The sequence below is a fragment of the Robertmurraya korlensis NBRC 107688 genome (assembly GCF_001591645.1).
Classification (GTDB): Bacteria; Bacillota; Bacilli; order Bacillales; family Cytobacillaceae; genus Robertmurraya_A.
Window position 1 is genome coordinate 37,812 of sequence record NZ_BCVH01000019.1, and the last position, 26,312, is coordinate 64,123.

General features: G+C 43.0%; 16 protein-coding genes. 13 read left to right on the forward strand and 3 right to left on the reverse strand.

What is annotated here, in order from left to right; all coding sequences use genetic code 11:
• Positions 1-249 precede the first annotated feature (249 nt).
• From BKO01S_RS18980 to BKO01S_RS18990, 3 genes are all read right to left on the reverse strand, one after another.
• A complete protein-coding gene (locus BKO01S_RS18980) occupies positions 250-1,545 on the reverse strand; it encodes an ABC transporter substrate-binding protein (protein WP_066057987.1) in 1,296 nt (431 codons plus the stop codon).
• 79 nt (positions 1,546-1,624) lie between these two features.
• Positions 1,625-2,452: a carbohydrate ABC transporter permease gene (locus tag BKO01S_RS18985; RefSeq protein ID WP_066057990.1), complete on the reverse strand. Its 828-nt coding sequence runs from the start codon at positions 2,450-2,452 to the stop codon at positions 1,625-1,627.
• Positions 2,452-3,420: a carbohydrate ABC transporter permease gene (locus BKO01S_RS18990; RefSeq protein WP_066057993.1), complete on the reverse strand. Its 969-nt coding sequence runs from the start codon at positions 3,418-3,420 to the stop codon at positions 2,452-2,454. The genes BKO01S_RS18985 and BKO01S_RS18990 overlap by 1 nt, the downstream gene beginning before the upstream one ends.
• A gap of 175 nt (positions 3,421-3,595) precedes the next feature.
• Here BKO01S_RS18990 and BKO01S_RS18995 point away from each other — a divergent pair, with 175 nt between their 5' ends.
• From BKO01S_RS18995 to pulA, 13 genes are all read left to right on the forward strand, one after another.
• Positions 3,596-5,395 (forward strand): cache domain-containing sensor histidine kinase, encoded by a 1,800-nt coding sequence (locus BKO01S_RS18995; RefSeq protein ID WP_066057996.1) that lies wholly within the window; start codon positions 3,596-3,598, stop codon positions 5,393-5,395.
• Complete coding sequence (locus BKO01S_RS19000) at positions 5,392-6,984, forward strand: response regulator (protein ID WP_066057999.1); 1,593 nt, start codon at positions 5,392-5,394, stop codon at positions 6,982-6,984. Before BKO01S_RS18995 ends, BKO01S_RS19000 begins: the two co-directional genes overlap by 4 nt.
• Before the next feature lie 303 nt (positions 6,985-7,287).
• Entirely contained in the window at positions 7,288-10,383 is a 3,096-nt protein-coding gene (locus BKO01S_RS19005) for a glucosaminidase domain-containing protein (RefSeq protein ID WP_066058001.1), read from the forward strand.
• Positions 10,384-10,582: 199 nt separating this feature from the next.
• On the forward strand, positions 10,583-11,278 hold the full coding sequence (locus tag BKO01S_RS19010) for a 2-phosphosulfolactate phosphatase (RefSeq protein WP_066058004.1): 696 nt from the start codon (positions 10,583-10,585) through the stop codon (positions 11,276-11,278).
• Positions 11,275-12,036 (forward strand): phosphosulfolactate synthase, encoded by a 762-nt coding sequence (locus tag BKO01S_RS19015; protein WP_066058007.1) that lies wholly within the window; start codon positions 11,275-11,277, stop codon positions 12,034-12,036. The genes BKO01S_RS19010 and BKO01S_RS19015 overlap by 4 nt, the downstream gene beginning before the upstream one ends.
• Before the next feature lie 12 nt (positions 12,037-12,048).
• Positions 12,049-12,447: a VOC family protein gene (locus BKO01S_RS19020; RefSeq protein ID WP_066058010.1), complete on the forward strand. Its 399-nt coding sequence runs from the start codon at positions 12,049-12,051 to the stop codon at positions 12,445-12,447.
• 20 nt (positions 12,448-12,467) lie between these two features.
• Positions 12,468-12,599, forward strand: a complete 132-nt coding sequence (locus tag BKO01S_RS25070; RefSeq protein WP_269748557.1) for a hypothetical protein — start codon at positions 12,468-12,470, stop codon at positions 12,597-12,599.
• A 664-nt stretch (positions 12,600-13,263) separates the two neighbouring features.
• Positions 13,264-13,989, forward strand: coding sequence for a ThuA domain-containing protein (locus BKO01S_RS19025; protein WP_066058014.1), 726 nt, complete (start codon positions 13,264-13,266; stop codon positions 13,987-13,989).
• Between the two features lies 1 nt (position 13,990).
• Positions 13,991-15,022, forward strand: coding sequence for a Gfo/Idh/MocA family protein (locus tag BKO01S_RS19030; RefSeq protein WP_066058017.1), 1,032 nt, complete (start codon positions 13,991-13,993; stop codon positions 15,020-15,022).
• Complete coding sequence (locus BKO01S_RS19035) at positions 15,022-16,050, forward strand: Gfo/Idh/MocA family protein (protein ID WP_066058020.1); 1,029 nt, start codon at positions 15,022-15,024, stop codon at positions 16,048-16,050. The genes BKO01S_RS19030 and BKO01S_RS19035 overlap by 1 nt, the downstream gene beginning before the upstream one ends.
• Complete coding sequence (locus BKO01S_RS19040) at positions 16,047-17,015, forward strand: sugar phosphate isomerase/epimerase family protein (protein ID WP_066058023.1); 969 nt, start codon at positions 16,047-16,049, stop codon at positions 17,013-17,015. The genes BKO01S_RS19035 and BKO01S_RS19040 overlap by 4 nt, the downstream gene beginning before the upstream one ends.
• Before the next feature lie 20 nt (positions 17,016-17,035).
• Complete coding sequence (locus BKO01S_RS19045; RefSeq protein ID WP_066058026.1) at positions 17,036-18,724, forward strand: glycoside hydrolase family 13 protein; 1,689 nt, start codon at positions 17,036-17,038, stop codon at positions 18,722-18,724.
• A gap of 337 nt (positions 18,725-19,061) precedes the next feature.
• On the forward strand, positions 19,062-26,252 hold the full coding sequence (gene pulA, locus BKO01S_RS24040; protein WP_084362145.1) for a type I pullulanase: 7,191 nt from the start codon (positions 19,062-19,064) through the stop codon (positions 26,250-26,252).
• Positions 26,253-26,312: the final 60 nt, after the last annotated feature.

Below are 26,312 nucleotides of genomic sequence, written 5' to 3' on the forward strand. Positions count from 1 at the left end.
CAGAAATAGTCTATCCTCCATTATACCACCGAATGCGGTGACAGACACCCTTCAAGGACAGATTGTAGGAAAGTGTCTTTCTGGGGTGACAGACACCGTCCGTGGACAAAAGTAGGGAAAGTGTCTTTTTAGGGTGTCTGTCACCCTTTGTGGACAGAAACACTGGTTTTGTACGTGTGGGATGGACAGTTAATGAATAACCACAAAAAAACTGACCCAACCAGGTTGAGTCAGTGATCATTCCTACTATTATTTCTTAAGCTTCTTCCAAGTGTCGTCGAAAGCTTTCATTGTTTCTTCTTTCGATGCTTGGCCGCCAACGTAGGCTTGAAGAGCTGCACCGAATTCTTGACCTGCACCATCTGGGTACTTCATGAACTGCCAAGAGTATGTTTTGCCTTCTTTAGAGTACTTTAGAAGGTCAGCACCTAGAGGTCCAATGTCATCAGCTGAAGCGTCGATTGATTTGAAAGCAGGGATGTACTTGAATTCTTTTGTCATAGCTGTTTTACCTGCGTCAGAAGTAACCATCCAGTTTAAGAAGTCCTTTGCTGCTTCTTTTTCTTCATCTGTAGCACCATTGTGAATAACCCAGTTACTTGGAACGTCAACCATTAGCTTATCCGCTTGTGCTGCATCGTCCGTAAGTGGCATTGGAATGAATCCAACTTCAATTTCAGGGTTAATCTTGTCTAACATTGGTTGAATCCAGTTCCCTTGTTGCGTCATCGCCACTTCACCAGTAGCAAATAAAGTTACTTGTGTGTTGTAGTCAGTTGTTAATGGATTTTTGTTCCCGTACTTGATCGTTAAGTCAATTAAATCGAAATACTTGCTCACATATTCGTTACCTTCAATTTTTCCAGAGCCATCATTTAACCCGTTAAAGAAAGCCGCTGTGTCTTCTTGGTAAGCAAATGGAACGTTTAAGCCGTGGTTAGCTAATACCCACCACTCGCCGTATCCGATTGAGAATGGAGTAATACCAGCGTCTTGAAGCTTCTTAGCAGCTGCTTCTAATTCAGAGAATGTTTTCGGAAGCTCAGTGATTCCTGCTTTTTCAAATAATTCTTTGTTATAAGCAAATCCGTAACCTTCCATGTTCAACGGCATTCCGTATACTTTCCCGTCAAGGGTCATTCCATCTAATGTTCCTTCGAATGCATCGTCAATCCATGGCTGATCAGAAAGATCTTCAAACTTATCCTTCCAAACAAGTGCCGCTGCATCTCCGTCGTTCATGAAGATATCAGGTGCTTTATTGGAAGCGAATTTTGCTTTCAGGGCAGCTGCTCCGTCCGCTCCGCCTCCAACGGTTTCAATGTTAAAAGTTACATCAGGGTTTTCTTTTGTATATTCATCTGTTAACGCTTTCAATTGATCAGCAATTTCAACCTTACCTTGGAAAACATCAAGAACAATCTTGTCATCCTTGCTTCCACTATCCTTGTCACCAGACGCACTGTCGCTTGAACATGCTCCTAATAGAAGGGATGCGGATAATACACCTGCTAATACCGAATACTTTTTCAACTTTAAAGCCATTTTTGTTTTCCCCCTTGGAAAATGATCTTTAATATATTGGATCCACAGCCTGAGTTTTCAGACCGTGGAGGTAAACCCATTACTTAATTGAACCGCTAGTAATCCCTTTAATGATGTGTTTTTGCATCGAGAAGAAGAAAATCAATAACGGGATAATTCCTAGAACCAATGCGGCAAGTGCTAGATCCCACTGCTTCGTATATTGACCGAAGAAGAAGAAGGTTGCAAGTGGAATCGTTCTTAATTCCGGATCTTGAAGAACAAGGGACGGCAATAAGAAGTCATTCCAAATCCATAAGCTGTTTAAAATCACAATCGTTACGGTGATTGGTTTTAATAGTGGAAAAACAATTCTCCAGAAGACCCCGAATCGAGTACAGCCATCAATAATGGCTGCCTCTTCAAGCTCAACCGGAATTCCTTTAATAAAACCGTGGTACAAAAAGATTGTCATTCCTGACCCGAAGCCAAGGTACATAATCACAAGGCCCCATATGCTATTCAGTAATCCAAAGTTACCTGCCGTCTTAACAAGCGGAATCATAATCGATTGGAACGGAATAATCATCGCTGCAACGAAGGTCATAAAGATCACATGACTAATCTTCTTTTTGGTACGAACCAGCATATAAGCCGCCATCGAGCAAAAAATAACTAACACGATATTACTTGTGACCGTAATAATTAGAGAGTTTGTAAATACATTCAAGTAATCTAGTTTCTCAAACGCTTGCACATAGTTTTCAAATTGAAACACTTTTGGTAATGCCGACGTGTTCGTTAGAATTTCGGCAAAAGGCTTCAAGGAGTTTGAAATTACATAATAGAAAGGGACTAAGAACACGAGTCCGAGCGCAATAGCAAGGATCTCAACAATAAAGGTTCTCCCTGTATACTTGTGACCCATCACGACTCAACCTCCCTTTTCTTAGAAATCGTCACTTGCAGCACGGAAATGGCTGCGACAATTAGGAAGAAAATCAATGCCTTCGCTTCACCTATACCGTAACGGTTGTTAACAAACGCCTCTGTGTAGATGTTAAGTGCTAACATTTCCGTTGACTTAAACGGTCCACCATTGGTTAAAGATAGGTTCGCATCAAAGATTTTAAAAGATGAGGCAGTGGTTAAGAATAAACAAATCGTTACAGCGGGTGCCACTAACGGCATTGTGATGTGTCGAAGAACCTGCCATCTGTTTGCTCCATCAATTCTTGCTGCTTCAATTAATTCTTGCGGAACATTTTGCAGTGCCGCAATATAGATGATCATAATGTAACCAGCACCTTGCCATACACTCACGATGACAATTCCCCAGAACGCCGTACTTGCATCTCCTAGCCACGCTAGTTCAAAAAGTGGGATGCCAGTTAACTCACCGATCGAAGCAAAACCTTTTACAAAAATGAACTGCCAAATGAATCCTAGCAATAGACCACCTAGTAGATTCGGCATGAAAAAGACCGTTCGTAAAATATTACTTGTTTTCAGCATTTGTGTCACGAGAAGCGCTAAACCAAAGCCGATCAAGTTTGTTAGTAAAATAGCGACGACCGTATATTTTGTCGTTAAAATAAATGAAGCGTGAAACTGTTTATCTTCAAATAGTAGATACTTGAAGTTATCTAGGCCGACCCATTGAACGGCACCCGTTACCCCATTCCAATCTGTAAACGCGTAGTAAACACCTGTAAAGAAAGGAATCAGAACAATTAAGGTAAATGCCAAGAAAACAGGTCCCACGAATAAGGTAAACAACCCTGCGTTTTTCAGATTCTTTTTACTTAGAAAAGGTTTGGATTCAGCCTTGTGCTTGCTTGTATCGCGAACAATCACTGATCCGTCAACTTCTTTTAGATTACTTTGACTATTCATTCCCAGCACCTCCATGTACCTATTTTCAACTATTTTACGAAACTATGAAACGGCTTACATTGACCAACTGGGTGGAAAATATTGAACCGTTTCTTTTTTTACACCCTCTGTTGAAGTCGGAGAAAATTGTGCTACAATGAGTGGGATTTCAGGTACATAGGAGGATAAGGGAGCTATGAAGTGGGGAATACGAAAAAAGTTAATCATCTTTTTAATGCTGGCAACCATCCTTCCATTTGGTACAGCAATTGGAATCACATATTATCAGACAACCAACTCCATTAATGATCAGTTTGTTTCAACGAACCACGATCTCATTGCAAAGGGCGAGCAGGAACTCACCGTTTATTTGGAGGATATCGCGCAAATGTCTACCGTCCTCTATCGTTATGAACCGCTAATGAGCGTGATGCGTGAAGGAATCTCTGATGATATAGGAAGGAATCAAGGGGAAATAAGACGGGCACTTGCCTACTTATTTAACACCCGACCAGAAATCGAACAAATGCATTTATATATTGATAAGGAAAAAGATTCATTTATAAACTATCATTCTACGATCAGTGGCCGGGGAGAGTATGAGAATATTTTTTCTCATCCTTATTATGCCGCGCTACCAGACCATGACGATTTTTATTTGATTGAAGCACCTCACGAAATATACAGCTATAACAATATGTCCCTAATTCCGAAATCGCAGAGTAAAAAGGTCCTAAGCTTTCATAGCATCATTCGCGATGTCCCAGCGGAAGATATTCTTGGATTTCTGTCGATTGATATCAATCTATCAAGAATCGGTGCGGTAGCGGATCGATTATATACGAAAGATGCCGAAGAGCTGTTTATTGTGAATGACCAAGGAATCGTGGTGTATTCGTCGAATGAAGAGGTGATTGGAGAGCCAATGACAGAGAGTTGGTACGAGCCGATCAAGCAGCAACCAGCATCGGCAAAGAGCATGGAATGGGATGAAGGGGTCATCGTGTTTGACCAATTTTCAGGGCCGGTAGAAAATTGGTATATCGCCAAGCGGATTCCGTATGATGTGCTTTATCAAATGGCAAGGCAAACCGCGTATACGAATATCCTAATCGGAATTGTCACGCTCATCGTGGTGTTAGTTGCCACCATGTTCGTTTCTTTTAAAATTACAGCCCCTATTAAAGTGCTGATTACCAATATGAAAAAGGTAGAAAAAGGGGAGTTTAAGGCCGATTTTGAGTCCTTAGGAAATGACGAAATTGGTATGTTAGGAAAACATTTTAAGAGCATGATAGAAAAAATAAATGAACTGATTGAGCGAGAATACCGGTTGGAGATTGAAAATAAAGAATCTCAGCTTCGTGTCCTGCGTTCACAAATTAACCCTCATTTTTTATACAACTCGCTTCAATCGATTGGCACGTTGGCACTCAAGGCTAACGGGACAAAGGTGTATACACTGTTAACCTCACTCGCTGGAATCATGAGGTATAGCATGAATATGAGAGAAGACATTGTCCCGTTTTCACACGAAGTCCGGCATGTGAAATCGTATTTGCAGCTGCAAAAACAACGATTTGATGATCAGTTTCAATTTCAGCTTGTGATCGATAAGGAAGCCGAGGGAATTCTTGTTCCGAAAATGATCCTGCAGCCGATTGTTGAAAACTGCTTTAAGCATGGTTTTGATCAGCATACAGACAAACAATCGATTATCATTTCTGCTGCCGTCCAAGAGAACGGAATGCTTCAAATCCGTGTAAAGGACAATGGATCAGGGGTAACGGAGGAGCAATTACATCATATCCGTCAGGAGTTATATAGTGGAACGGAGAAGACTTCCGAATCGATTGGACTGAAAAATATTTATGACCGATTAGTGATTTATTACCGAAATCGAGCCAATTTTATTATTTTTAAAAATGGGGAAGTAGGCTTTGGGGTAAGCATTGATATTCCAGTTGAGATGCCGAAGGAGGGGAAGCAATCGTGAACGTATTAATTGTTGATGATGAAACGCATGTACGTGAAGGAATCAAACTTCTAGGAGATTGGGAGAAGCACGGAATCACCACGATCTATGAAGCGAGCAACGGGGAAGAAGCAACGAATCTCATTGAAAAACACCGTCCAGAGATTATTTTTTCCGATATGAAAATGCCAAAAATGGACGGCACGAAGCTGCTTGAATGGATCAAAGGCAATCAGCCTACAAGCAAGGTGATCGTTGTTACAGGATACGATGACTATCATTATATGAGAAAAGCGATTCACTTCGGAAGCACGGATTATTTGCTAAAGCCTGTTGACCCGGACATATTGAACCAAACACTAGAAACGGCAGTAAATGAGTGGAAAAAGGAAGAGCAGGAGCGGAAAAAAGAAGAGAGCAGCGGTCAGTTGATGAATATGATGAAGCCCGTCTACCGCGACCGAAAGTTTACACAGCTTATGAATAGTGATGAAGGTGTGGACGATGGCTTGTTCGAGGAATTAGGATTTCAGCCATCACATAGCTACAAAGTAGGCATTATTCGGCTCAACCGAAGAACGATTGAGGCCTTTGGTGGTGACCGGGATTTAGCCTATTTTACGGTACTTAATGTGGTGAACGAGGTTTTACTAGAAAAAGAGTGTGGAATCGGTTTTCGATATCTATCTAACAAAGGCGAGGTTGTCATCATCTTTTGGGATCGGTTTGATGAGGTCGAGAACATACTTGCTGGCATTTACGAATCCTTGCAAGCAGCCATGAATATTGCTTGTCCGATTGCTTTAGGAAAAATGGTCGTGGAAAGCTTACAACTAAAGGAATCGTACCGAGAAGCAAGGAAGGTGCTTGTGGGCAGAAACCTGTTGGAGAAGAAAGCATGTAAGGTATATGTGGAAAATGTGTTGCCGGCCAAACCATTAAAGAGTCTCATGGACTATTCCTCAAGCATCGACCTAGCGATACAGGCAGGAGAAATAGAAGCATTTGACGAGTTAATCGAACAGGTACGAACCGATTTTACAGAGCAGGACTACTTATCGGTTAGGCAAGTATTGCAGTTTGAAAATGAATACTTACTGCTTAGCAATCGCTCTTATAAAGCCAATAAGCTTGTGGTGAAGGTATCTGAAGACGTCGAAGGGCGGGTGGACTCGTTCTTTGATGAAGATGGAAACTTTATGCTGGACGAATATGTGGCCGCGAAAAGGCGCGAGATCGGTTTGTTTTTAAGGAAGATGAAGAGACAAGCCAGTCGAAAAACAAGCAATATCATTGAAGACATTGAAGCCTATTTGCAGGTGAATTTCGATCGTGACGTAAAGCTTCAAGAGATTTCTGAGCATTTTTACATTAGCAGAGAGTATATATCAAGGAAGTTTAAGCAGGAATTTAACGTGAATATCTCTGATTATATAGTGAATATCCGAATGAAAAAGGCGAAGTCACTGTTGAAAAATAGCCAGCTGAAAATTTATGAGATTGCGAACATGATTGGCTACCAGGATGATAAGTATTTTCGGAAGGTGTTTAAGAAGGTTGTGGGGATCACGCCGAATGAGTATCGGGCTAGTATGGAAGAGAAGAAATGAATGGTAAAACAGGAAGCACTCTTTTAGGGGGTGCTTCTATTTAATATGGAGATTGTACCAACTCGATTTACTAAGATTCTATGGTAAAGGATAGTCCTAATTTACTATAACTAGGAAGAAAATAAACCTATTTAATTCTACTATATTTTGATATTCTAATAAATGTAATAAAAACTTTGTTGAACTTTGTCTGTGAGTAACAGGAAGGTCTCATAGTTTACTATTGTTTGTAACTTTATGCTTAATCACTATTTACTTAAGTAGTGAATATAATAAATTTTTAATAGGAGGTATAAAGAAACGTTGAAGTTCACGCAAAAGATCTTTATATTGCTGATTAGTACATTACTAGTGAGTCTCTCTTTTATTTCCAATTTAAATATTGGTTATGCAACAGAAAGCTCAAAAACAGTTAATTTTAGTGAAGGATCTAGTTATTATCTCATTCACTATAATGGTGAAGAACAAGAAGTAATAATCAATGAAGAGGTTACCTTGAAACTAACTGGATGGACCGATGAAACGAAATCATCTGTTAACGGAACGATCTACCATTCTACTAATCAAGCAATAGATACCGTTTTAACGGTTAGTGAGGGGTTAAATAAACTCAATATTACAGATGAAGAAATTACTTTCTATCGGGTCACTGTTGCAGATACATTTACTGCAGAAAAAGTCACTCCCATTGAGTTAAACGAACAATGGAATGTTATAGAAAGAAAAGATAATGGAACATCTATAGAAGAAAAAAAGACCGTTGATGAATATGGTACAACTATAAAAAATGAAATAGTGTATTTTCTAACCGAAGAAAATAACCAAAAAACAGAGATTACTGAAGAGGAATATGATTCTCTAAATGCGGTTGAACCCGAGCAACCTGTATTGTTTAGCGCCGCTACCGGACCATCAGTTGTCTATTCTACACATGTAGAAAGCTACGGTTGGTTAAATTCAGTCTCTAATGGTAGTGTATCGGGAACATCTGGTGAATCCAAACGATTAGAAGCAATTAAGATTTCATTACAAAATGCTCCATATTCTGGGGGGATCTCCTACAGGACTCACGTACAGGACTATGGGTGGCTAAGTAATGTATCAAATGGTGCTGTATCTGGAACATCCGGACAATCGAAGCGCTTGGAAGCCATTCAAATTAGTTTAACTGGTGATATGGAAAAGTATTACGATATTTATTATCGTGTTCATACGGAATCCTATGGCTGGTTAGATTGGGCCAAAAATGGACAATCTTCTGGAACTCAAGCTCTTGCGAAACGGTTAGAAGCTATTCAAGTAGTATTAGTAAAAAAGGGTGGAGCTGCACCTGGTTCTACTAATAAACCTTTTGTCATCGATCCAACAGTTTCTTATTCCACACATGTTCAGGATTATGGGTGGTTAACACCTGTTACTAGCGGGGCAACCTCTGGAACATCCGGACAATCGAAACGTTTGGAAGCCATTAAGATGTCTTTACAAAATAACCCGTATTCAGGGGATATTGTTTACAGAACTCATGTGCAAGACTATGGTTGGTTGCCTAACGTGTCCAATGGAGCTCTCTCTGGAACTTCGGCAGAAAGTAAAAGGATGGAAGCTATTCAAATTTACCTAACTGGTGAAATGGCACAACGATATGATATTTATTATCGTGTTCACACGGAAAGCTATGGCTGGTTAGATTGGGCCAAAAATGGACAATCTTCTGGAACTCAAGCACTTTCAAAGCGATTAGAAGCCATTCAAATTGTTTTGGTCGAAAAAGGTGGAGCTGCACCAGGGGCTACCAACAGACCATTGGTTATCAATCCATCTGTAACTTATTCCACCCATGTACAAGATTCAGGTTGGTTAGCACCAGTTTCTGATGGTGCCTTGTCTGGGACTTCAGGACAATCAAAACGGTTGGAAGCAATCAAGATTTCCTTGCGAAATAATCCGTATTCTGGAAGCATCACCTATAGAACTCATGTTCAGGACTATGGCTGGTTAGGTTATGTTTCAAATGGTGCGATATCCGGAACATCTGGAGAAGGCAAGAGAATAGAAGCGATTCAAATCAATCTTAGCGGTGAAATGGCTCAGTATTACGATATTTATTACCGCGTTCACGCAGAGTCCTATGGGTGGTTAGATTGGGCCAAAAATGGACAATCAGCAGGGACGGAATTAGCATCGAAACGACTGGAAGCAATAGAAATTATACTAGTTGAAAAAGGTAAAGCGGCACCTGGTCCTACAGATAAACCATTTGTAAAGCCTAGCGTGATAACTTCCTATAACTATTATAATATTACGTTAAACGACGCTCTAAACATGCAAATGAAAGTTTTACCACAGACAGATAAATATAGATATAATCCTGCTTATGTTAGTAGTCAATATCTGCAAATGTCTTCTGGGGGCTCAATAATTGGTAGTAGTGTAAATTTAAGAACATTGCCAAGCACGAGCAGTAGTATCGCTGCAACTGTAGGTAAAGATACACTCTTCATACTGTTAGATAGTAATATTATAGGTGAGAGTGTTTCTGGAAATACAAGATGGTATAAAATTGAATATAAGGGTCAAGTATTGTATGTTCATAGCACTCTGGCAAGTAATAATTTGCGAGTTGGTAAAGTAACTTCTGCTACTCTAAACATTCGTGCAGAAAAGAATAGTACAAGTCATATTTATGGCTCCGTAGGTATGGGTAGCTTATTATCTGTATTGGAGGAAGATAATAGTACTGGTTGGTATAGAGTAGGGATTGGAAACTGGCGTAATGCAACTTCTTCAGATGTATTGCAATATTTAAACCCAACAGCTTACATCAATGATGAGAAGCAAAGATTCCAATTCATGAACCTTAGTAAACCTAGTGACGTGTCAGTAGGAACGCTAAATACATTCCTTACAGGAAAAGGAATTCTTGCAAATCAGGGGCAAGCGTTTATAGATGCTGGAAATAAATATGGAATGAATGAAGTCTATTTAATGGCTCATACTCTACTCGAAACAGGAAACGGGACTTCTACTCTTGCGAGAGGAGTAGATTACAACGGGAAAACCGTTTATAACATGTATGGCGTAGGTGCTTATGATGATTGTCCACTAGAATGTGGAGTGCAAAGGGCTTATGATGAGGGATGGTTTACTCCGTATGCGGCGATTGTAGGTGGAGCAGCATTTATTAGTGATAAATATTTAGGTGGTAATAACCGATACAAGATTGTTCAAAATACGATATATGAGATGCGTTGGAATCCGGAGTTAATGTCTACTAAACTTGAAGTCGGAAATCAATATGCTACAGATATTGGATGGGCTTATAAACAAGTAAATACTATGTATGAAGTTTATAAAATCCAACCGTACACTATTTACCTTGAAATCCCAACATATAAATAATTTCTAGTAAAGCTATTTTCTAGTAGTACAACTTATATACGGTTGTACTACTTTTTTTATCTATTAATCCTGACAATAATACTTGGTGTTAACTATAATTTTGTGCAGGCATTTTTCCAATTGTAATAGCACCGAATAAACCCTACTAGAATATACTTTTTGTGACAATATAGGTAGGAGCTGAGTGGGGGAGTCGTTTTTGAACATAACCATATATCAAGGCAACGATCATTTGCTGCCGCCTTCTGATATCACCATTGTGATTGATGTCATCCGAGCCTTTACAGTAGCTCATTATGCTTTTATCAAGGGTGCTGAGAAGATATTGCTCGTCGGTACGGTTGAGGAAGCATTTCGTTTAAAGGAACAGTTTCCAAATTATCTCCTTGCCGGGGAAGTGAAGGGGTTACCCATTGAAGGGTTTGATTTGGATAATTCACCTGCGAGCTTGATGTCAAAGAATGTGGCAGGAAAATCACTGGTCCAAAAGACAACCAATGGGGTGAAAGCAACCTTACATTCACTACAGGCAGAACATTTATTTGTAACGGGATTTTCCAATGCAAGAACCACTGCGACTTTTTTAAAAGAAATGGTTCGAGAAATAAGAGGAGAACCTCAAATTCATATTGTCGCGTCCCATCCAGAGGGGGATGACGATCTTGTCTGTGCAGAATTTATCAAGGGCATCCTCGAAGGTAGTGAAGTACTAACAGAAGAGGATGTTAAGAGAAGAATAAAAAACTCGGTAGTGACTGCAAAATTCTTTGATCCCGCACAACCAGAGTTCAATCCAGAGGATATTACTTATTGCATGAAGGAGATACCGGAGACGTTTCTAATGAAGGTAAATAAGAATGGCGGAATACCAGTGATAGAGAGGTTTCAAATATGAACAAAACTCAATTAATGTTGCCACAACGTGAACAAAAGCCAAGAAGTCATGGGATTACGGCTTTGATCGATAATGGGATCCCTTTGTCCTCCTTTATCGATACGATTTCAAGTGCAAGTAGGCTGATTGACTATGTGAAGTTTGGCTGGGGCACATCCCTGATTACTAACAAGCTGGAAGAGAAGATCGAATGTTTACAAGAACATGACGTTCACTTCTTTTTCGGCGGTACGTTATTTGAAAAATTCCTAAGTCAGGGAAGAATCGATGACTATCACGAGTACTGTCGTCAATATGGCTGTAAGTATGTAGAGATTTCCAATGGTACATTAGCGTTAACGAACAAGGATAAAGCCCGTTATATTCGGGATTTTTCTAAGGAGTTTACCGTCTTTAGTGAAGTCGGCAACAAGGACAGCAACCATCACAAAAACGAGGACATCTCTCAATGGGTTGACTGGATCCAAGAAGACTTTGAGGCGGGGGCTCATAAGGTGATCACAGAAGCGCGGGAAAGCGGCACAAGTGGAGTTTGCAACAGCAACGGGGAGCTACGACTTGATTTAATCGACTGTATTTTAACATCAGGCATGGATCTTGAATCCATTATCTTTGAAGCCCCGAATAAAAAAATGCAAACCACCTTCATTAAAAAAGTAGGGCCCAATGTGAACCTCGCCAATATCCCGTTCTCCGATACCATTTCTGTTGAAACCTTACGCCTTGGCCTACGTTCAGACACATTTGATTTACTGTAAAGGAGAAGAGCGATGAGAGAAACAAACAAAGTATTCCATCTAGCGATTCCATGCAAGGACCTTGACGAAACCGTTGAATTCTATGAAAAACTCGGCTGCCAGCTAGCCAGAAGATACCACGACCGAGTCACCTTTAACTTCTTTGGAGACCAAGTCGTGTGCCATCTAAACCCAGAAGGCGTGGATCCTTCGCCGAAAATGTATCCGCGTCATTATGGAATCACTTTTGTCGACCAAGATGAGTTTAATCAAGTATTAGAATCTGCTATGGAAAAAGAACTGCCGTTTTTTCAGGAAAAAATGGTACGGTTCGCAGGGAAGCAAGAAGAGCATATTACGTTCTTTTTAATTGATCCTGCTAATAATTTGCTGGAGTTTAAGTACTATCACGATGTTGGGATGGTTTATTAGGTAGATAGATAGGTGAATAGGTGATAAATGGAGTCTCTCTTTTTTTAGAAGGGGGATTTTTTGTTTTTGTTGGAAATGGGAATGTGGATGGATGGGAAGAGAGAGAGCAGCCGTCGGTGCCCGTTTCGGGAGAGAATGTAAGTGGATGGTAAGAGAGAGCAGTTGTCAGTGCCCGTTGCGGGAGGAAATGAGGTTGGATGGTAAGAGAGAGAGGTTGTCAGTGCCCATTGCTGGAGGGAATGAGGGTGGATGGTAAGAGAGAGCAGTTGTCAGTGCCCGTTGCGGGAGGAAATGTGGGTGGATGGTAAGAGAGAGAGGCTGTCAGTGCCCCATTGCGGAGGGAATGAGGGTGGATGGTAAGGGAGAGAGGTTGTCAGTGCCCATGCAGGAGGAAAATAGGTTCTGTTGGTAACTTAGAGGGTAGTTAGGCTCCCCGAGAAGGAAAGAAAACGAGGTTAGCGGTAACCAAAGGGTGAGTTAGATTCCCGAGAAGGATAGAAAACGAGGCTAGCGGTAATCAAAGGGTGAGTTAGGTTCCCGAGAAGGAGAGAAAACGATGCTAGTGGTAACCAAAGGGTGAGTTAGATTCCCATGAAGGAGAGAAAACGATTCTAGTGGTAATCAAAGGGGAGTTAGGTTCCCGTGAAGGCAGGAAACGGAAGCTACCGGTAATCAAAAGAGGATAGTTTCTTTTTAAGTGTTTTTTGCATAAGCTAAGGTCAATATTTTCCACCCTATCCGTCAATGTAAGCAGTTTCATAAAATCTTTAACACTCTAAAATAGGGAGTAACGATAAAGATGAAGGAGTGGTTGACATGGTGAAGGTAACGGTATGGAATGAGAATCAACATGAGCAGAAGAATCCAGTGGTAAGGGATATTTATCCGGAGGGCATTCACGGGGCGATTGCGTCGTTTTTAACTTCAGCAGGTTACGAAGCGAAGACAGCAACTCTTGATGAGCCGGAGCATGGATTAACGGATGATGTGTTAGCAAATACAGATGTACTAGTTTGGTGGGGGCATCTAGCTCATAACGAAGTGTCTGATGAAGTCGTGCAAAAAGTACAGCAGCGTGTTCTTGATGGAATGGGCTTAATTGTTCTTCATTCAGGCCATTTTTCAAAAATCTTCAAAACATTAATGGGAACGAGCTGTGATCTGAAATGGCGTGAAGCAGATGAGAAGGAGCGCTTATGGGTAGTGAGCCCGAGCCATCCAATTGTCGAGGGAATTGGTGAGTATATTGAGTTGCCACAAGAAGAAATGTACGGGGAGCATTTTGATATTCCACAGCCTGACGAGCTGATTTTCACCAGCTGGTTTGAAGGCGGCGAAGTGTTCCGTAGCGGCTGTACATATACGCGCGGAAACGGGAAGGTGTTCTACTTCCGACCTGGACATGAAACATACCCAACGTATCATAACGAAAAAATTCAAAAGGTGATCACAAACGCTGTCAAATGGGCACAGCCAGTGAAAAGAGAGCGTCCGGTTTACGGAAACGCCAAACCATTAGAAACGATCAAAGGGGGAAACTAGCATGAAAAAACTACGAGTAGGTGTGATTGGCTGCGGAAGCATCGCACGCCATCGCCATTTACCTGAATATGCAGCAAATCCAAATGTGGAGCTGGTGGCGGTTTGCGACAATAACGCAGAGAGAGCACTAGAAATCGGAGAAAAGTACGGAGTTCCATCGTACACAAGTTTTGTGGAACTTTTAAGAAACGCGGAAGTGGATGCGGTGAGCGTGTGTACGCCGAACTATCTTCATGCACCGATCTCCAATGCAGCACTGCTTGCAGGCGTTCATGTACTTTGTGAAAAGCCAATGGCAACATCAAAAGAGGAAGCAGAGTCGATGATTGAGACAGCCAAAACTAGTGGCAAAAAGCTGATGATCGCACACAACCAGCGTTTTGTGGCATCACATCAAAAAGCGCGTCAATTGATTCAAAGTGGAGAAGTTGGAAAAATTTATAGCTTCCGTACGGCTTTCGGACATGGTGGACCAGAGGGCTGGAGCGTGGAAGGAAAAGAGGGCTGGTTTTTCCAAAAAGACAAGGCCTTTGTTGGTGCGATGGGTGATTTAGGTGTTCATAAAACAGACCTTCTTCGTTATGTATTAGGAGAAGAAATCGTTGAAGTGGGTGCCTTTGTAGAAACGAGTGCCAAGGAATTTGCGACAGTCGATGATACGGCGGTTTGTGTATTAAAAACAGAAAGCGGGATCATTGGAACACTTGCAGCAAGCTGGTCTTACGTGAGCAAAGAAGACAATTCAACGATAATTTATGGAGAAAATGCGATCCTTCGTTTAGAGGACGATCCAACCAATTCGTTAGTAGTTCAATACAAGAACGGTGATGTCGTGAATTACCAGCTTGGAAAAATTCAGTCGAATGACGAGGGCGGCCAATCGAGCTCTCATGTGATTGATTTATTTGTGGATGCTGTGCTGAATGATAGAGAAGTGGCCGTGAGCGGGGAAGAGGGTATGAAATCTCTTGGAGTGATTTTGGCAGCTCTTGAGTCTAATGAAACGAAACAGATTGTGAGAGTAATAGAATAATGGAAAAGTTACGAATCGGGATCATCGGGGTTGGCGGGATTGCACAGGCCCGCCATATCCCGGCTTTTCTTGCTTTAGGCGATAAGTGTACGATTACAGCCGTTAGTGACGTGAATGGTGAACGAGCTCGTGAGGCGGCGGAAAAATTTAATATCCCACATGTGTTTCAGGACTATAAAGAGCTTTTTCAAAAGGTAGATGCGGTTTGCATTTGTACGCCGAATAAATTTCATGCGGAAATTACAATTGCTGCGTTTGAAGCGGGAGTCCATGTGCTATGTGAAAAACCGATGGCGCTAAGTGCGGCCGAGTGTGAGGCAATGATTGACGCTTCGAAAAAGGCAAACAAGGTACTGGCGATAGCCTATCATTACCGTTTTATGAAGGAAGCCATCGCGGCGAAAAAGTCGATGGAAGACGTTGGGGAAGCGCTCGTTGTTCGAGTTCAGGCGTTACGGCGTCGCAAGGTTCCTGGATGGGGTGTTTTTACAAACAAAGATCTTCAAGGTGGCGGAAGCTTAATCGATTTTGGCTGTCATTTACTTGATTTGGCCCTTTGGTTGATGGGCAATCCGAAGCAAACAAGCGTAACGGGTCGCGCGTATAACACGTTGAGCAAAACTCCTGGTCTAGTGAACCAATGGGGAGAATTTAATCCCCAGACATTTGAAGTGGATGATCATGTAACGGCTTACATGACATTCGAGAACGGAGCTTCAATGCTGTTTGAAACGTCTTGGGCTGCAAATATAAAGGAAGATGTTGCGAATGTCAGCATATCTGGTGTTGAGGGCGGGATAAATGTATTCCCATTTGAACTCTACACAACGAAAAATGGCATGCTTTTTAACACGCAAGCAGACTGGATGCCAGGAGAAGAGGAACCAGATGTACCACAGGCCAGGAATTTTGTCGCGGCTTGTTTGGGTGAGGCGGAACTTGTGGTAAAACCAGAGCAAGCGCTACAAGTATCACAGATTATTGACAAAATCTATGAGAGTAGTGAAAGGGAGGAAGGTTCACGATGAAACTAGGAGTCTTTACGGTACTTTTTGCAGAGAAATCATTCGAAGAAATGCTTGATACAGTGAAAAATGCAGGTTTACATGCAGTCGAAATTGGTACGGGGTGCTATCCTGGAAATAACCATTGTGATCTAGACGCGTTATTGGCAAGTGAAGAAGCACGAGCAGAGTATCTTCGTAAAGTGGAAGAGCGCGGCTTGATTATTAGTGCGTTCAGCTGTCATGGGAATCCGATTTCCCCGGATAAAGCATTTGCGGAAGAGTCAAATGATACGTTGTTGAAGACGGTCAAGTTGGCATCACTTTTAAACGTACCAGTCGTGAATTGTTTTTCAGGTACAGCTGGAGATCACGAGGAAGCGAAGCAACCAAACTGGCCGGTGGCACCGTGGCCGAATGAGTACGGTGATGTGCTGAAGTGGCAGTGGGAGGAAAAGCTGATTCCTTATTGGCGTGAAGCAGGACAATACGCGAAGGATCATAATGTGAAAATTGGTCTTGAGCTACATGGCGGATTTTTGGTTCATACGCCATACACCTTGTTAAAGCTTCGCGCGGAAACTTGTGATGCGATTGGGGCGAACCTAGATCCAAGTCACTTGTGGTGGCAGGGAATTGACCCAGTGGCTGCGATAAAAATTTTAGGAAAAGAAAATGCGATTCATCATTTCCATGCAAAGGATACGTATATCGACCAAGATAATGTGAATATGTATGGATTAACCGATATGCAACCATACGGGGAAATCAGAACGCGGGCATGGAACTTCCGCTCAGTTGGAAGTGGCCATAGCCTGAAGGAATGGTCCGATATGATGAGCGCATTACGAACATACGGCTACGACTATGTCGTGAGCATTGAACATGAAGATCCAATTATGTCGATTGAAGAAGGCTTCACTCGTGCGGTTGTGAATTTAAAGTCAGTGTTAATTGAAGAGCCTGGCTCACAAATGTGGTGGGTGTAAGCAGAAATAGAGGTGCGAACGTGAACAAGAAGTGGTGGAAGGAAAGTGTCGCCTATCAGGTGTATCCAAGAAGCTTCATGGATAGCAATGGAGACGGCATTGGCGACTTAAAGGGGTTAACCTCCAAGTTAGATTATTTAAAGGATTTGGGCATTGATGTGATTTGGCTTTCACCGATGTACAAATCACCCAACGACGATAACGGCTATGATATTTCCGATTATCATGACATCATGGATGAGTTTGGGACGATGGCAGATTTTGATGAGCTATTGGCTGGCGTTCATGAACGTGGGATGAGAATCATTTTGGACTTGGTCATCAATCATACGAGCGATGAGCATCCTTGGTTTATTGAGTCTCGTTCAAGCAAGGATAACCCGAAGCGCGATTGGTATATTTGGGCTGACGGGAAGGATGGCAAGGAGCCGAATAACTGGGAGTCGATTTTTAGCGGTCCGGCGTGGAAGTACGACGAGGCGACCGACCAGTATTTCATGCATATCTTCTCGACGCGTCAGCCTGATTTAAACTGGGAAAACCCAGAGGTGCGTGAGTCGTTGGAGAACATGGTGAACTGGTGGCTCGATAAAGGCATTGATGGCTTCCGTGTGGATGCGATTTCTCATATTAAAAAGAAGCCAGGCTTCCCGGATATGCCGAATCCGAAAGGGCTAGATGTAGTTCCCTGCTTTCCTTACATGATGAATGTCGAGGGAATCGATGAGTGGTTGGCTGACTTTTCACAGAGGACCTTTAAAAAGTACGATGTGATGACGGTAGGAGAAGCGAATGGGGTTAAGATTGCTGACGCGGACCGCTGGGTTGGTGAAGAAATCGGCTATTTTAATATGATTTTTCAGTTTGAGTTTTTGGACCTATGGGATAAGAACTCGGATGATAGTCGTGTCGATGTTCGTGCATTGAAAAAGGCACTAACAAAGTGGCAAACGGGATTGGAAGGAAGAGGCTGGAATGCGCTCTTCATCGAAAATCATGACCAGCCGCGCCGTGTGTCGAGCTGGGGAAATGACAAGGAGTACTGGAAGGAAAGCGCGAAAATGCTGGGTGTGTTGTACTTCCTAATGAAGGGAACTCCGTTCATTTACCAAGGCCAAGAAATCGGAATGACAAACGTGCAATTCCCGTCGATTGAGGATTACAACGATGTAGGAATGGTCAATTATTACCGGGTCGAACGCGAGAAGGGTCGCTCGCATGAGGAGCTTATGAAGCTCATCTGGAAGCAATGCCGAGACAACTCACGCACGCCGATGCAGTGGAATGCTTCATCGGAAACGGCTGGATTCACGAGCGGAAAATCTACATGGCTTGGGGTGAACCCGAATTATGTGGATATTAATGTGGAGGAACAGCTGGAGGATCCGGATTCGATTTTGAATTTTTATAAGACGTTAATCCGATTGAGGAAGGACCAGCCTGTGTTCGTGTACGGTACGTATGAGTTACTACTGGCGAACCATCCAAAGCTATTCGCGTATACCCGCAAATGGGGGAAAAAGGTGGCGCTTGTGGTGAATAACTTTAGCGAAGACGTAACGAGATTTCGTGTTCCTGGAAGTGCGGTGGCGAACGTGAAATTAGGCAATTTCGAGCTCGTTCTCACAAATTATGACGTGGCTGATCGTAAGCTTCGTAAAGAGTTTAGCCTTCGACCATACGAATCTAGAGTCTATATTTTAGAATAAAAAATGAGCCAATCTGTTTTTGAGTAATTTACCCAAATAACAGATTGGTAGCTTTTATATTTAGAAGAGAATTGAAAAATTATTAATGTAATCCTATCAGAAGGAATTGATTCGTAATTCTAAACATGATATTCTTAGGTTAATAGTTTATGAAAGCGTTTGCGCAACGTGTTGCACAGTACGATAACAAAACTATTATCTCTTTTTTTATCATTTGTGCAACCGATTGCACGAATCTACACCCCAGAGCACCGAGATCTACATAATGTTCCAACAGTTCAAGCCCCAAGTAACATCACCAGGCAACACCCTTAAAAGAGAATAGGAGGAGAAGCGATTGAGTAGGAAGAACACGAGGGCATTCTCGATAGTGATGGTTATTGCTCTTCTACTTCAGCTAGTTTCAGGAAGTGGATTGTACACAAGAGCAAATGCCGAAACTACACCAGCGAGCCCAATCATCCATGAAGACAACAGTGTTACCTTTAGCTATGTAAGCAAAGGGGAAACAGCCGTTTATGTGATAGGGAACCATAACGATTGGTCAACCGACACAGCGACCCCGATGACGCTAGAAAACGGCGTATTCACGGCAACAGTCCCAACTCTGGCAGAAGGAGACTATCAATATAAGTTTCTATTAAACAATCGAAGCTGGGATGAAAGCACGACAGATCCTTTAAATACCAACCCACAAGCAGGAGGGAATTCCACCTTCCGCATCGGTCCGCCACCAGCTACAGCCACAAGTCCCATCATCAATGAGGATGGAACGGTCACGTTCCAGTACTTAGGAGAAGCTGAGCGAGTACGTGTCGCAGGCAGCTTTACGAGCTGGGCTGACGGTGCACTAGATATGGCGAAAAATGCTGAAGGTGTATGGCAGCTAACCACAGAACTTGCTCCGGGAACATATGAATACAAATTCATCCTAGGAGAAAACAACTGGATCACGGATCCAAGCAACCCGAACCAAGCAAACACAAACTCTGTCGTCCACGTACCAGGCCTAACCATCAATGCTCCGGCCACAACAAAAAAAGGTCAAACGGTCACACTATCAGCAAAATCATTAAACGAAGCTGGAGAGCAGTCTGACGTAACTCCACAATGGAGCTTGAAGGACGGAAGAGACGGAATCACGTTATCCAACAACAGCTTAACGATCGCTGACACGTATGCTGTTCAAGCAAATGACAGCATCACCGTCCAAGCAACACACGACGGAAAAACAGCTGAAAAATCGATTCAAATCCTAAGCACTACTTATTCTTATACCATTAACTATTACCGCTTTGACGGTGCCCAAAACAACTGGGATATGTGGATTTGGGAGGACGGGAAAGAAGGAGCGGCTTATCCATTCACGACAACGAAAGATGGATTTGCACAAGCAACTTACGAATTCTCATCAAGCTCCATCAATATCATCACAAGACCAGGTAACTGGGACACACAAGATGTGACACGGAAAATCGAAATCAAAGAAGGCAACTCAGCAGAAGTTTGGCTCACTCAAGACCAAGCCGAAGTAAGCTACACCAAGCCTGACTTAACGGCAGCTGTTCAAGCAGCTTTAATGGACGCAAAAAACAGCATCACCGTGTCCGTTAACAAAAAGCTAGCGGATGACACCACCTTTACACTAACCGATGTCGCTGCCAACCAGGACATCGCAACAACCATAACCAAGCTTAGTGATACAAAAGTGAAGCTAACGATTACAGACCCATCACAAATCGACGTAAGAAAACAATATCAAGTGAACGCAACCGGTTACCAACCTACAAAGGTAACGATGCGTAACGTCCTAAACGATGACCAATTCTACTATGATGGAAAAGATCTAGGGTACACGTACTCACCATCCGAAACAACGTTCAAGCTTTGGGCTCCAACGGCACAAAAAGTAAGCGTTGCCATCTATAACGATCAAGGCAATTATGAAGGGGCGTTTGTCACCGACCATACAAATGGAACAGAAACTCTAATGACCCGTGCCTCAAACGGCGTATGGTCACTAACTCTAAATGGTGACCAAGCAGGAAAATATTATATGTACAAAGTCGAGTTTGCAGATGGAACGACCAACTATGCGGTTGACCCGTATGCTCGCTCCACTTCGCCGAACGGTCAACGTACAGCGATCATCAACCTGGATGAGACGAACCCAACTGGTTTTAATCCTGAAGCAAAACCAGCGTTTGTGTCGCCAACGGATGCGATTTTATACGAGCTGCACGTGCGCGATTTTTCCATAGATGAAAATTCAGGCATGACCAATAAAGGGAAATACAAGGCATTCACCGAGTCGAACACCACGGGGCCAAATGGCATTAAAACAGGCTTAGACTCACTGAAAGAGTTAGGAGTGACTCACGTTCACTTATTACCAGTCTATGACTTCGGTTCCGTGAACGAGCGAACAGTCAATGATCCATCTTCAACGGATCCTAAGTTCAACTGGGGTTACGACCCGATCCACTTCAACGTACCAGAGGGGTCGTACGCAACTGACCCAGCAGATCCAACATCACGTGTAACCGAGTTCAAGGAAATGGTTCAAGCAATGCACAACAAAGGCATTCGTGTCGTCATGGACGTTGTGTACAACCACACATATATCCCTGAATCGACCCAGCTTTCTGGAGGTTCGCCGTTTGATAAAATCGTTCCAGGATACTACTACCGTACGGACGATGCGGGGAAAATTACAAACGGTTCAGGTACAGGAAACGAAGTTGCATCTGAAAGACCAATGGTTCGTAAGTATATCAAGGACTCCGTGAAATATTGGGCAACCGAATACGGAGTGGACGGCTTCCGCTTTGACTTGATGGGCTTAATCGACCGTCAAACGATGAGCGAATTAACGAAGGAATTAAAAGAAGAGGTTGATCCAAGCATTCTGATTTATGGCGAGCCATGGACAGGCGGATCAACAAGCTTAGATGCATCCCTTCAAAACTTCAAAGGAACACAGAAGGACCAAGGCTATGCCGTATTTAACGATAATATCCGTGGAGCGATTAAAGGTGGAAGTGATGATGCTTCAACTGGATTCGCAACAGGTGCAACCGGGAAAGAAGCGGACGTAGCGAAGGGTGTCATCGGTTCAATTACAGACTTTGCAAACCGTCCATCTGAGAGCATCAACTACGTCACGGCGCATGATAATTTAAACCTTTGGGACAAAATGATGAAGGTTGCGCATCAGGATATTACAACGGATCCGCACGCGATCATCACCGAGGACAGCGCTCTGCAAAACGAATGGGTGAAACGCAGCTTATTAGCAAATGGCATCGTATTAACATCACAAGGGATTCCTTTCATCCATGCAGGGGAAGAAATGCTTAGAAGTAAATACGGTAACCACAATAGCTATAAGAGCCCCGACAGCATCAACCAAATTCGTTGGGAGCTCAAGGACCAATACAAGCCAGTATTCGATTACTACCAAGGCTTGATTGAGCTACGTAAAGCTCACCCAGCGTTTAAAATGAACACAAAAACAGCGATTGAGCAAAATCTACAAGTATACAAAACAGACGACAATATCGTCGCGTTCCAGTTGAAAAACTTCGCGAACAACGATTCTTGGAAAAACATCGTCGTCATTTACAATGCCAACAATACAGCGAAGGAAGTTAGCCTTCCATCGAACACGTCTTGGAACGTCGTAGTCGACGACCAAGCAGCCGGTGTTGAAACGCTTCGCACAATTACAGGTGCTCAAGCAACGGTCGCTCCATTATCCATGATGGTGCTGTACGATGAGGCAGAAGGTGAATACACACCAACGGTCACAAGCATCGAAACGAGCACTACAAGCTTTGCAATCAACCCGGGCACAACGAAGACCATCACGGCTTATGTGAAGGACCAAAAAGGCCGCATCATGCTCGACCAAAACATCACATGGACGTCTTCAAATCCAGAGGTAGCAACGGTAGATGGAGGGAAAGTCTCCTCTGTGAAAAATGGGACAGCAACGATTGTTGCCGCAGTTGGGGATGTGAAGGCGGAAATTCTAGTTACGGTGGCCACACTCGCACCGAAGACAATCACAATTTCAGGAGAGAACTCCGTTTATGAAACGTACACCGCTCAGCTATCCGCGCTCGTTCGTGACCAGTACAACCAAGAAATGCTTGGTGCGAAGGTCACATGGACATCGTCTGATGAAACCATTGCCATCGTGGATGGAACAGGCAAGGTAACAGGATTAAAGCCGGGTACGGTTACGATTACCGCAAAAGCAGGAGACGCAGAAGCAACACTCGCATTAACTGTTAAGAAAAACGTGAAACGTTACGTTCGCGTAAAATACGTGAGATCAGATAAAGACTTCACGGACTGGAATATCTGGGTGTGGAATACAGGCGTGAAGAACGATCAAATCGACTTTACGGAAATCAATGACGATACAGCAATTGCGAATATCGAAATCGCACCAACAACTGAATCGATCGGCTTCTTAATCCGAAAGGGAACGGACTGGGCAACGGCGAAGATTTCACCGGATAGTGATGATCATGTCGTAAAAATCGACCGTGATGAAGTGATCACCAAAGTAACAGTAGTCACAGGTGTGGCTGGCCAAACGGTTGTACCAGCAGTCAAAGGGCCAGTGTTAGAGGATGGAAATGTGACATTCTACTATCGTGATGAAGAGTTGTACCAAAACGACTTGATGCACACGATTGAAGGTGTGAAGGTAAAGGTAGGAGCTCAGGAATACGCAATGACGTATGACGAGAAGAATGAATACTTCTATTATACGTTGCAAAATCTTGACCCAGGCACATACGAGTACAGCTTCCTTGTCACAAAGGATGGGCAAACAACCGAGGTGACAGACCCGAAAAATACCGTCGATGGCAAATCGGTGATTGTATATACCGTGCCAAAGGTGACAATAGAAGGTCAGGTGTCACCAGGGAAAATTATGCATAACGAAAATGCCGTGTTAAAGATCAATGTGACGACAGAAGAAATGGTTAACTTTAAAGAAATGTACGTAGATTTGACGCCACTTGGTGGAAAATCAAAGCACATCATTGACCCGCAGCTTCAAGCGGTCACAATTGGGGTGAAGGATTCTGTTGCTGCAGGAATCAAGAACTTGACAGTAACGGCAGTGGACGAATTCGGTAACCGGCACAATCAAACGGTACCGGTGGAAGTTGCACCACGCACGTACCAAGGAGATCTTGACTTTGATTGGGATGAAGCACGAATTTACTTCATGCTTACAGACCGTTTCAAGGATGGAGACACAAGCAACAACCCAGCTGGATACGATCCAAACCACAGTGAAGCCTACCATGGTGGGGACTTCCGTGGAATCATCAATAACCTTGATTACTTGGATGACCTAGGTATCAACACGATCTGGATCTCACCAATCGTAGATAATATCGACTTCAATAAAGGTGTCGATTTTAATACGAGCGATGGCTTACAAGCAAAGCAATACGCGTACCATGGCTACTGGGCAAAGGATTTCACGTCTTTAGATGAAACACTCGGAGACATGGAAACGTTCAAAGAACTTATCGAAAAAGCACATGACAAAGGCATCAAAATCATGGTCGATGTCGTATTGAACCATGCCGGATATGGAATGGACGGAATTGAACCAAACTGGCAGGGCGAAGCTGGCCTACCAACAGCTGAAGAACAAGCAGTATTGAAGGATATGCTTCGTACGGAAATGGAGGATCCAACCGTTCGCGGAGAGCTAGACGGACTTCCTGACTTTAAAACCGAGGATCCAGCGGTTCGTGCCAAGATTATCGAGTGGCAAACCGCTTGGTTAGAAAAAGCAAGAACAGATAGCGGAGAAACGATTGACTACTTCCGTGTCGATACAGTGAAACACGTTGAAGAAACAACATGGATGGCGTTCAAAAATGCGTTAACCGAAATCAGCCCAAGCTTTAAAATGATCGGCGAGTATTGGGGAGCAAGCGTCACCAATGACGGTGGCTACCTGCGTTCCGGTCAAATGGACTCGTTGCTTGACTTTGATTTTAAAGAAAAAGCAAAGAATTTCGTCAACGGTGACATTAGCGGAGTTGAGTCATATTTAGTAGAGCGCGACGCTCGAATCGACAACACGTCAACGCTTGGACAATTCTTAAGCTCACATGACCAGGACGGATTCTTATCTGAATATGTCGGAGGCGATGTTGGCAAGCTGATGGTCGCAGCAGCCCTTCAAATTACGTCTAAAGGTCAACCAGTTATCTATTACGGGGAAGAGTTAGGCAACTCTGGCAAATCAAGCTGGGAATCTAGCAATGGTGTCGTATCAGCATTCGGCCAAAACCGTGACTCCATGCCATGGGAAAAGCTTGAAAGTGGAGACGAAACAGCGGTTAAGCTTCACGACCACTATGCGAAGCTATTAAACATTCGTGGCGATTACTCAAAGATTTTCTCAAAGGGTACACGAATGATGGTAGCTGGTGGAAATGCAGAGAAGTACTCGATTACAAAGCGTGAGTATCTAGGAAAGAAAGTATATGTTGGATTAAACACAGCAACAGAAGCGAAGAAGGTCACATTTGCGGTGGACTTTGAGCCAGGCACGGTGCTTGTGGATGAGTATAGTGGAGTGAGCTATACGGTTTCTGGTGCGAAGGAAGTAACGGTGGATCTTGCATCTCGTGATGCAGGTGGAACGTTTATACTTGCTGAGGCGACTTCTACTGGGGAGCCGGGCGATGGGGGAAATCCGGGCGATGGTGGCAACAACCCAGGTAATCCAGGAAATGGTGGAAACAACCCAGGAACACCGAATAATCCAGGCAATCCAACTGTTCCAGGCAACCCTGGAAAGCCGAATAACCCAGGTCAAAATAACGTAGTAACAAAGCCAGCTGTGAAAAATGGAGTAGCAACCGTTACCGACGATGAGGTAGCGCAAGTCGTTCAAAACGGTACGATCACAGTGGAAGTAAAAGATAAAAATGCAACAGTTAGCTTTACTGCTGAGCAAATCAAAGAGCTCAAGGCAAAAGGAGCTAAGGTTGTTTTTGCGAATGGTGAAGCATTACTAACCATTCCTGCTTCAATTCTTCCAAACGGCGCAACAAAGATCGAAATGAAACAAATGAAGAAAGTGGATGGTGCGGTAAGCGAAGTATATGACTTTAACATTTACGATGAAAACGGCAAGAAGTATACTAAGTTCAGCTCACCAATCACGATTACCTTTAATGTAGGAACACAATCTAACCCAGATGGTCTTGAAGTTTACTATTTTAATGAAGAAACGGAAAGATGGGAGCTAGTTCCTGGTGCCGAGTACTCTAATGGCCAGGTTAGCGTTCCAACGACACACTTTAGTACGTTTGCGGTGTTTAATAAGGATATGTCGAAGGTGACGACTGTTCCGAAATCAGGAAAGGCGTTACCGAATACAGCGACGAATCTATTTAATGTATTGTTGCTAGGAGTGGCGCTTCTCTTTATGGGATTAACGCTGTTTGGAGTTAAGCGAATGAGAAAGAACTAGATTTTAAGAGTAAGGGGGTCTCTCGGTTGAGAGATTCCCTTTTTTATCAATAAGATTGCT

What these genes read in the sequence shown, in the direction of transcription:
- BKO01S_RS18995 (WP_066057996.1), top strand. Translation starts at nt 3,596, where the DNA reads ATGAAGTGGGGAATACGAAAAAAGTTAATCATCTTTTTAATGCTGGCA.
- BKO01S_RS19040 (WP_066058023.1), top strand. Translation starts at nt 16,047, where the DNA reads ATGAAACTAGGAGTCTTTACGGTACTTTTTGCAGAGAAATCATTCGAA.
- BKO01S_RS19035 (WP_066058020.1), top strand. Translation starts at nt 15,022, where the DNA reads ATGGAAAAGTTACGAATCGGGATCATCGGGGTTGGCGGGATTGCACAG.
- BKO01S_RS19030 (WP_066058017.1), top strand. Translation starts at nt 13,991, where the DNA reads ATGAAAAAACTACGAGTAGGTGTGATTGGCTGCGGAAGCATCGCACGC.
- BKO01S_RS18985 (WP_066057990.1), bottom strand. Translation starts at nt 2,452, where the DNA reads ATGGGTCACAAGTATACAGGGAGAACCTTTATTGTTGAGATCCTTGCT.
- BKO01S_RS18980 (WP_066057987.1), bottom strand. Translation starts at nt 1,545, where the DNA reads ATGGCTTTAAAGTTGAAAAAGTATTCGGTATTAGCAGGTGTATTATCC.
- BKO01S_RS19015 (WP_066058007.1), top strand. Translation starts at nt 11,275, where the DNA reads ATGAACAAAACTCAATTAATGTTGCCACAACGTGAACAAAAGCCAAGA.
- BKO01S_RS18990 (WP_066057993.1), bottom strand. Translation starts at nt 3,420, where the DNA reads ATGAATAGTCAAAGTAATCTAAAAGAAGTTGACGGATCAGTGATTGTT.
- BKO01S_RS19020 (WP_066058010.1), top strand. Translation starts at nt 12,049, where the DNA reads ATGAGAGAAACAAACAAAGTATTCCATCTAGCGATTCCATGCAAGGAC.
- BKO01S_RS19025 (WP_066058014.1), top strand. Translation starts at nt 13,264, where the DNA reads ATGGTGAAGGTAACGGTATGGAATGAGAATCAACATGAGCAGAAGAAT.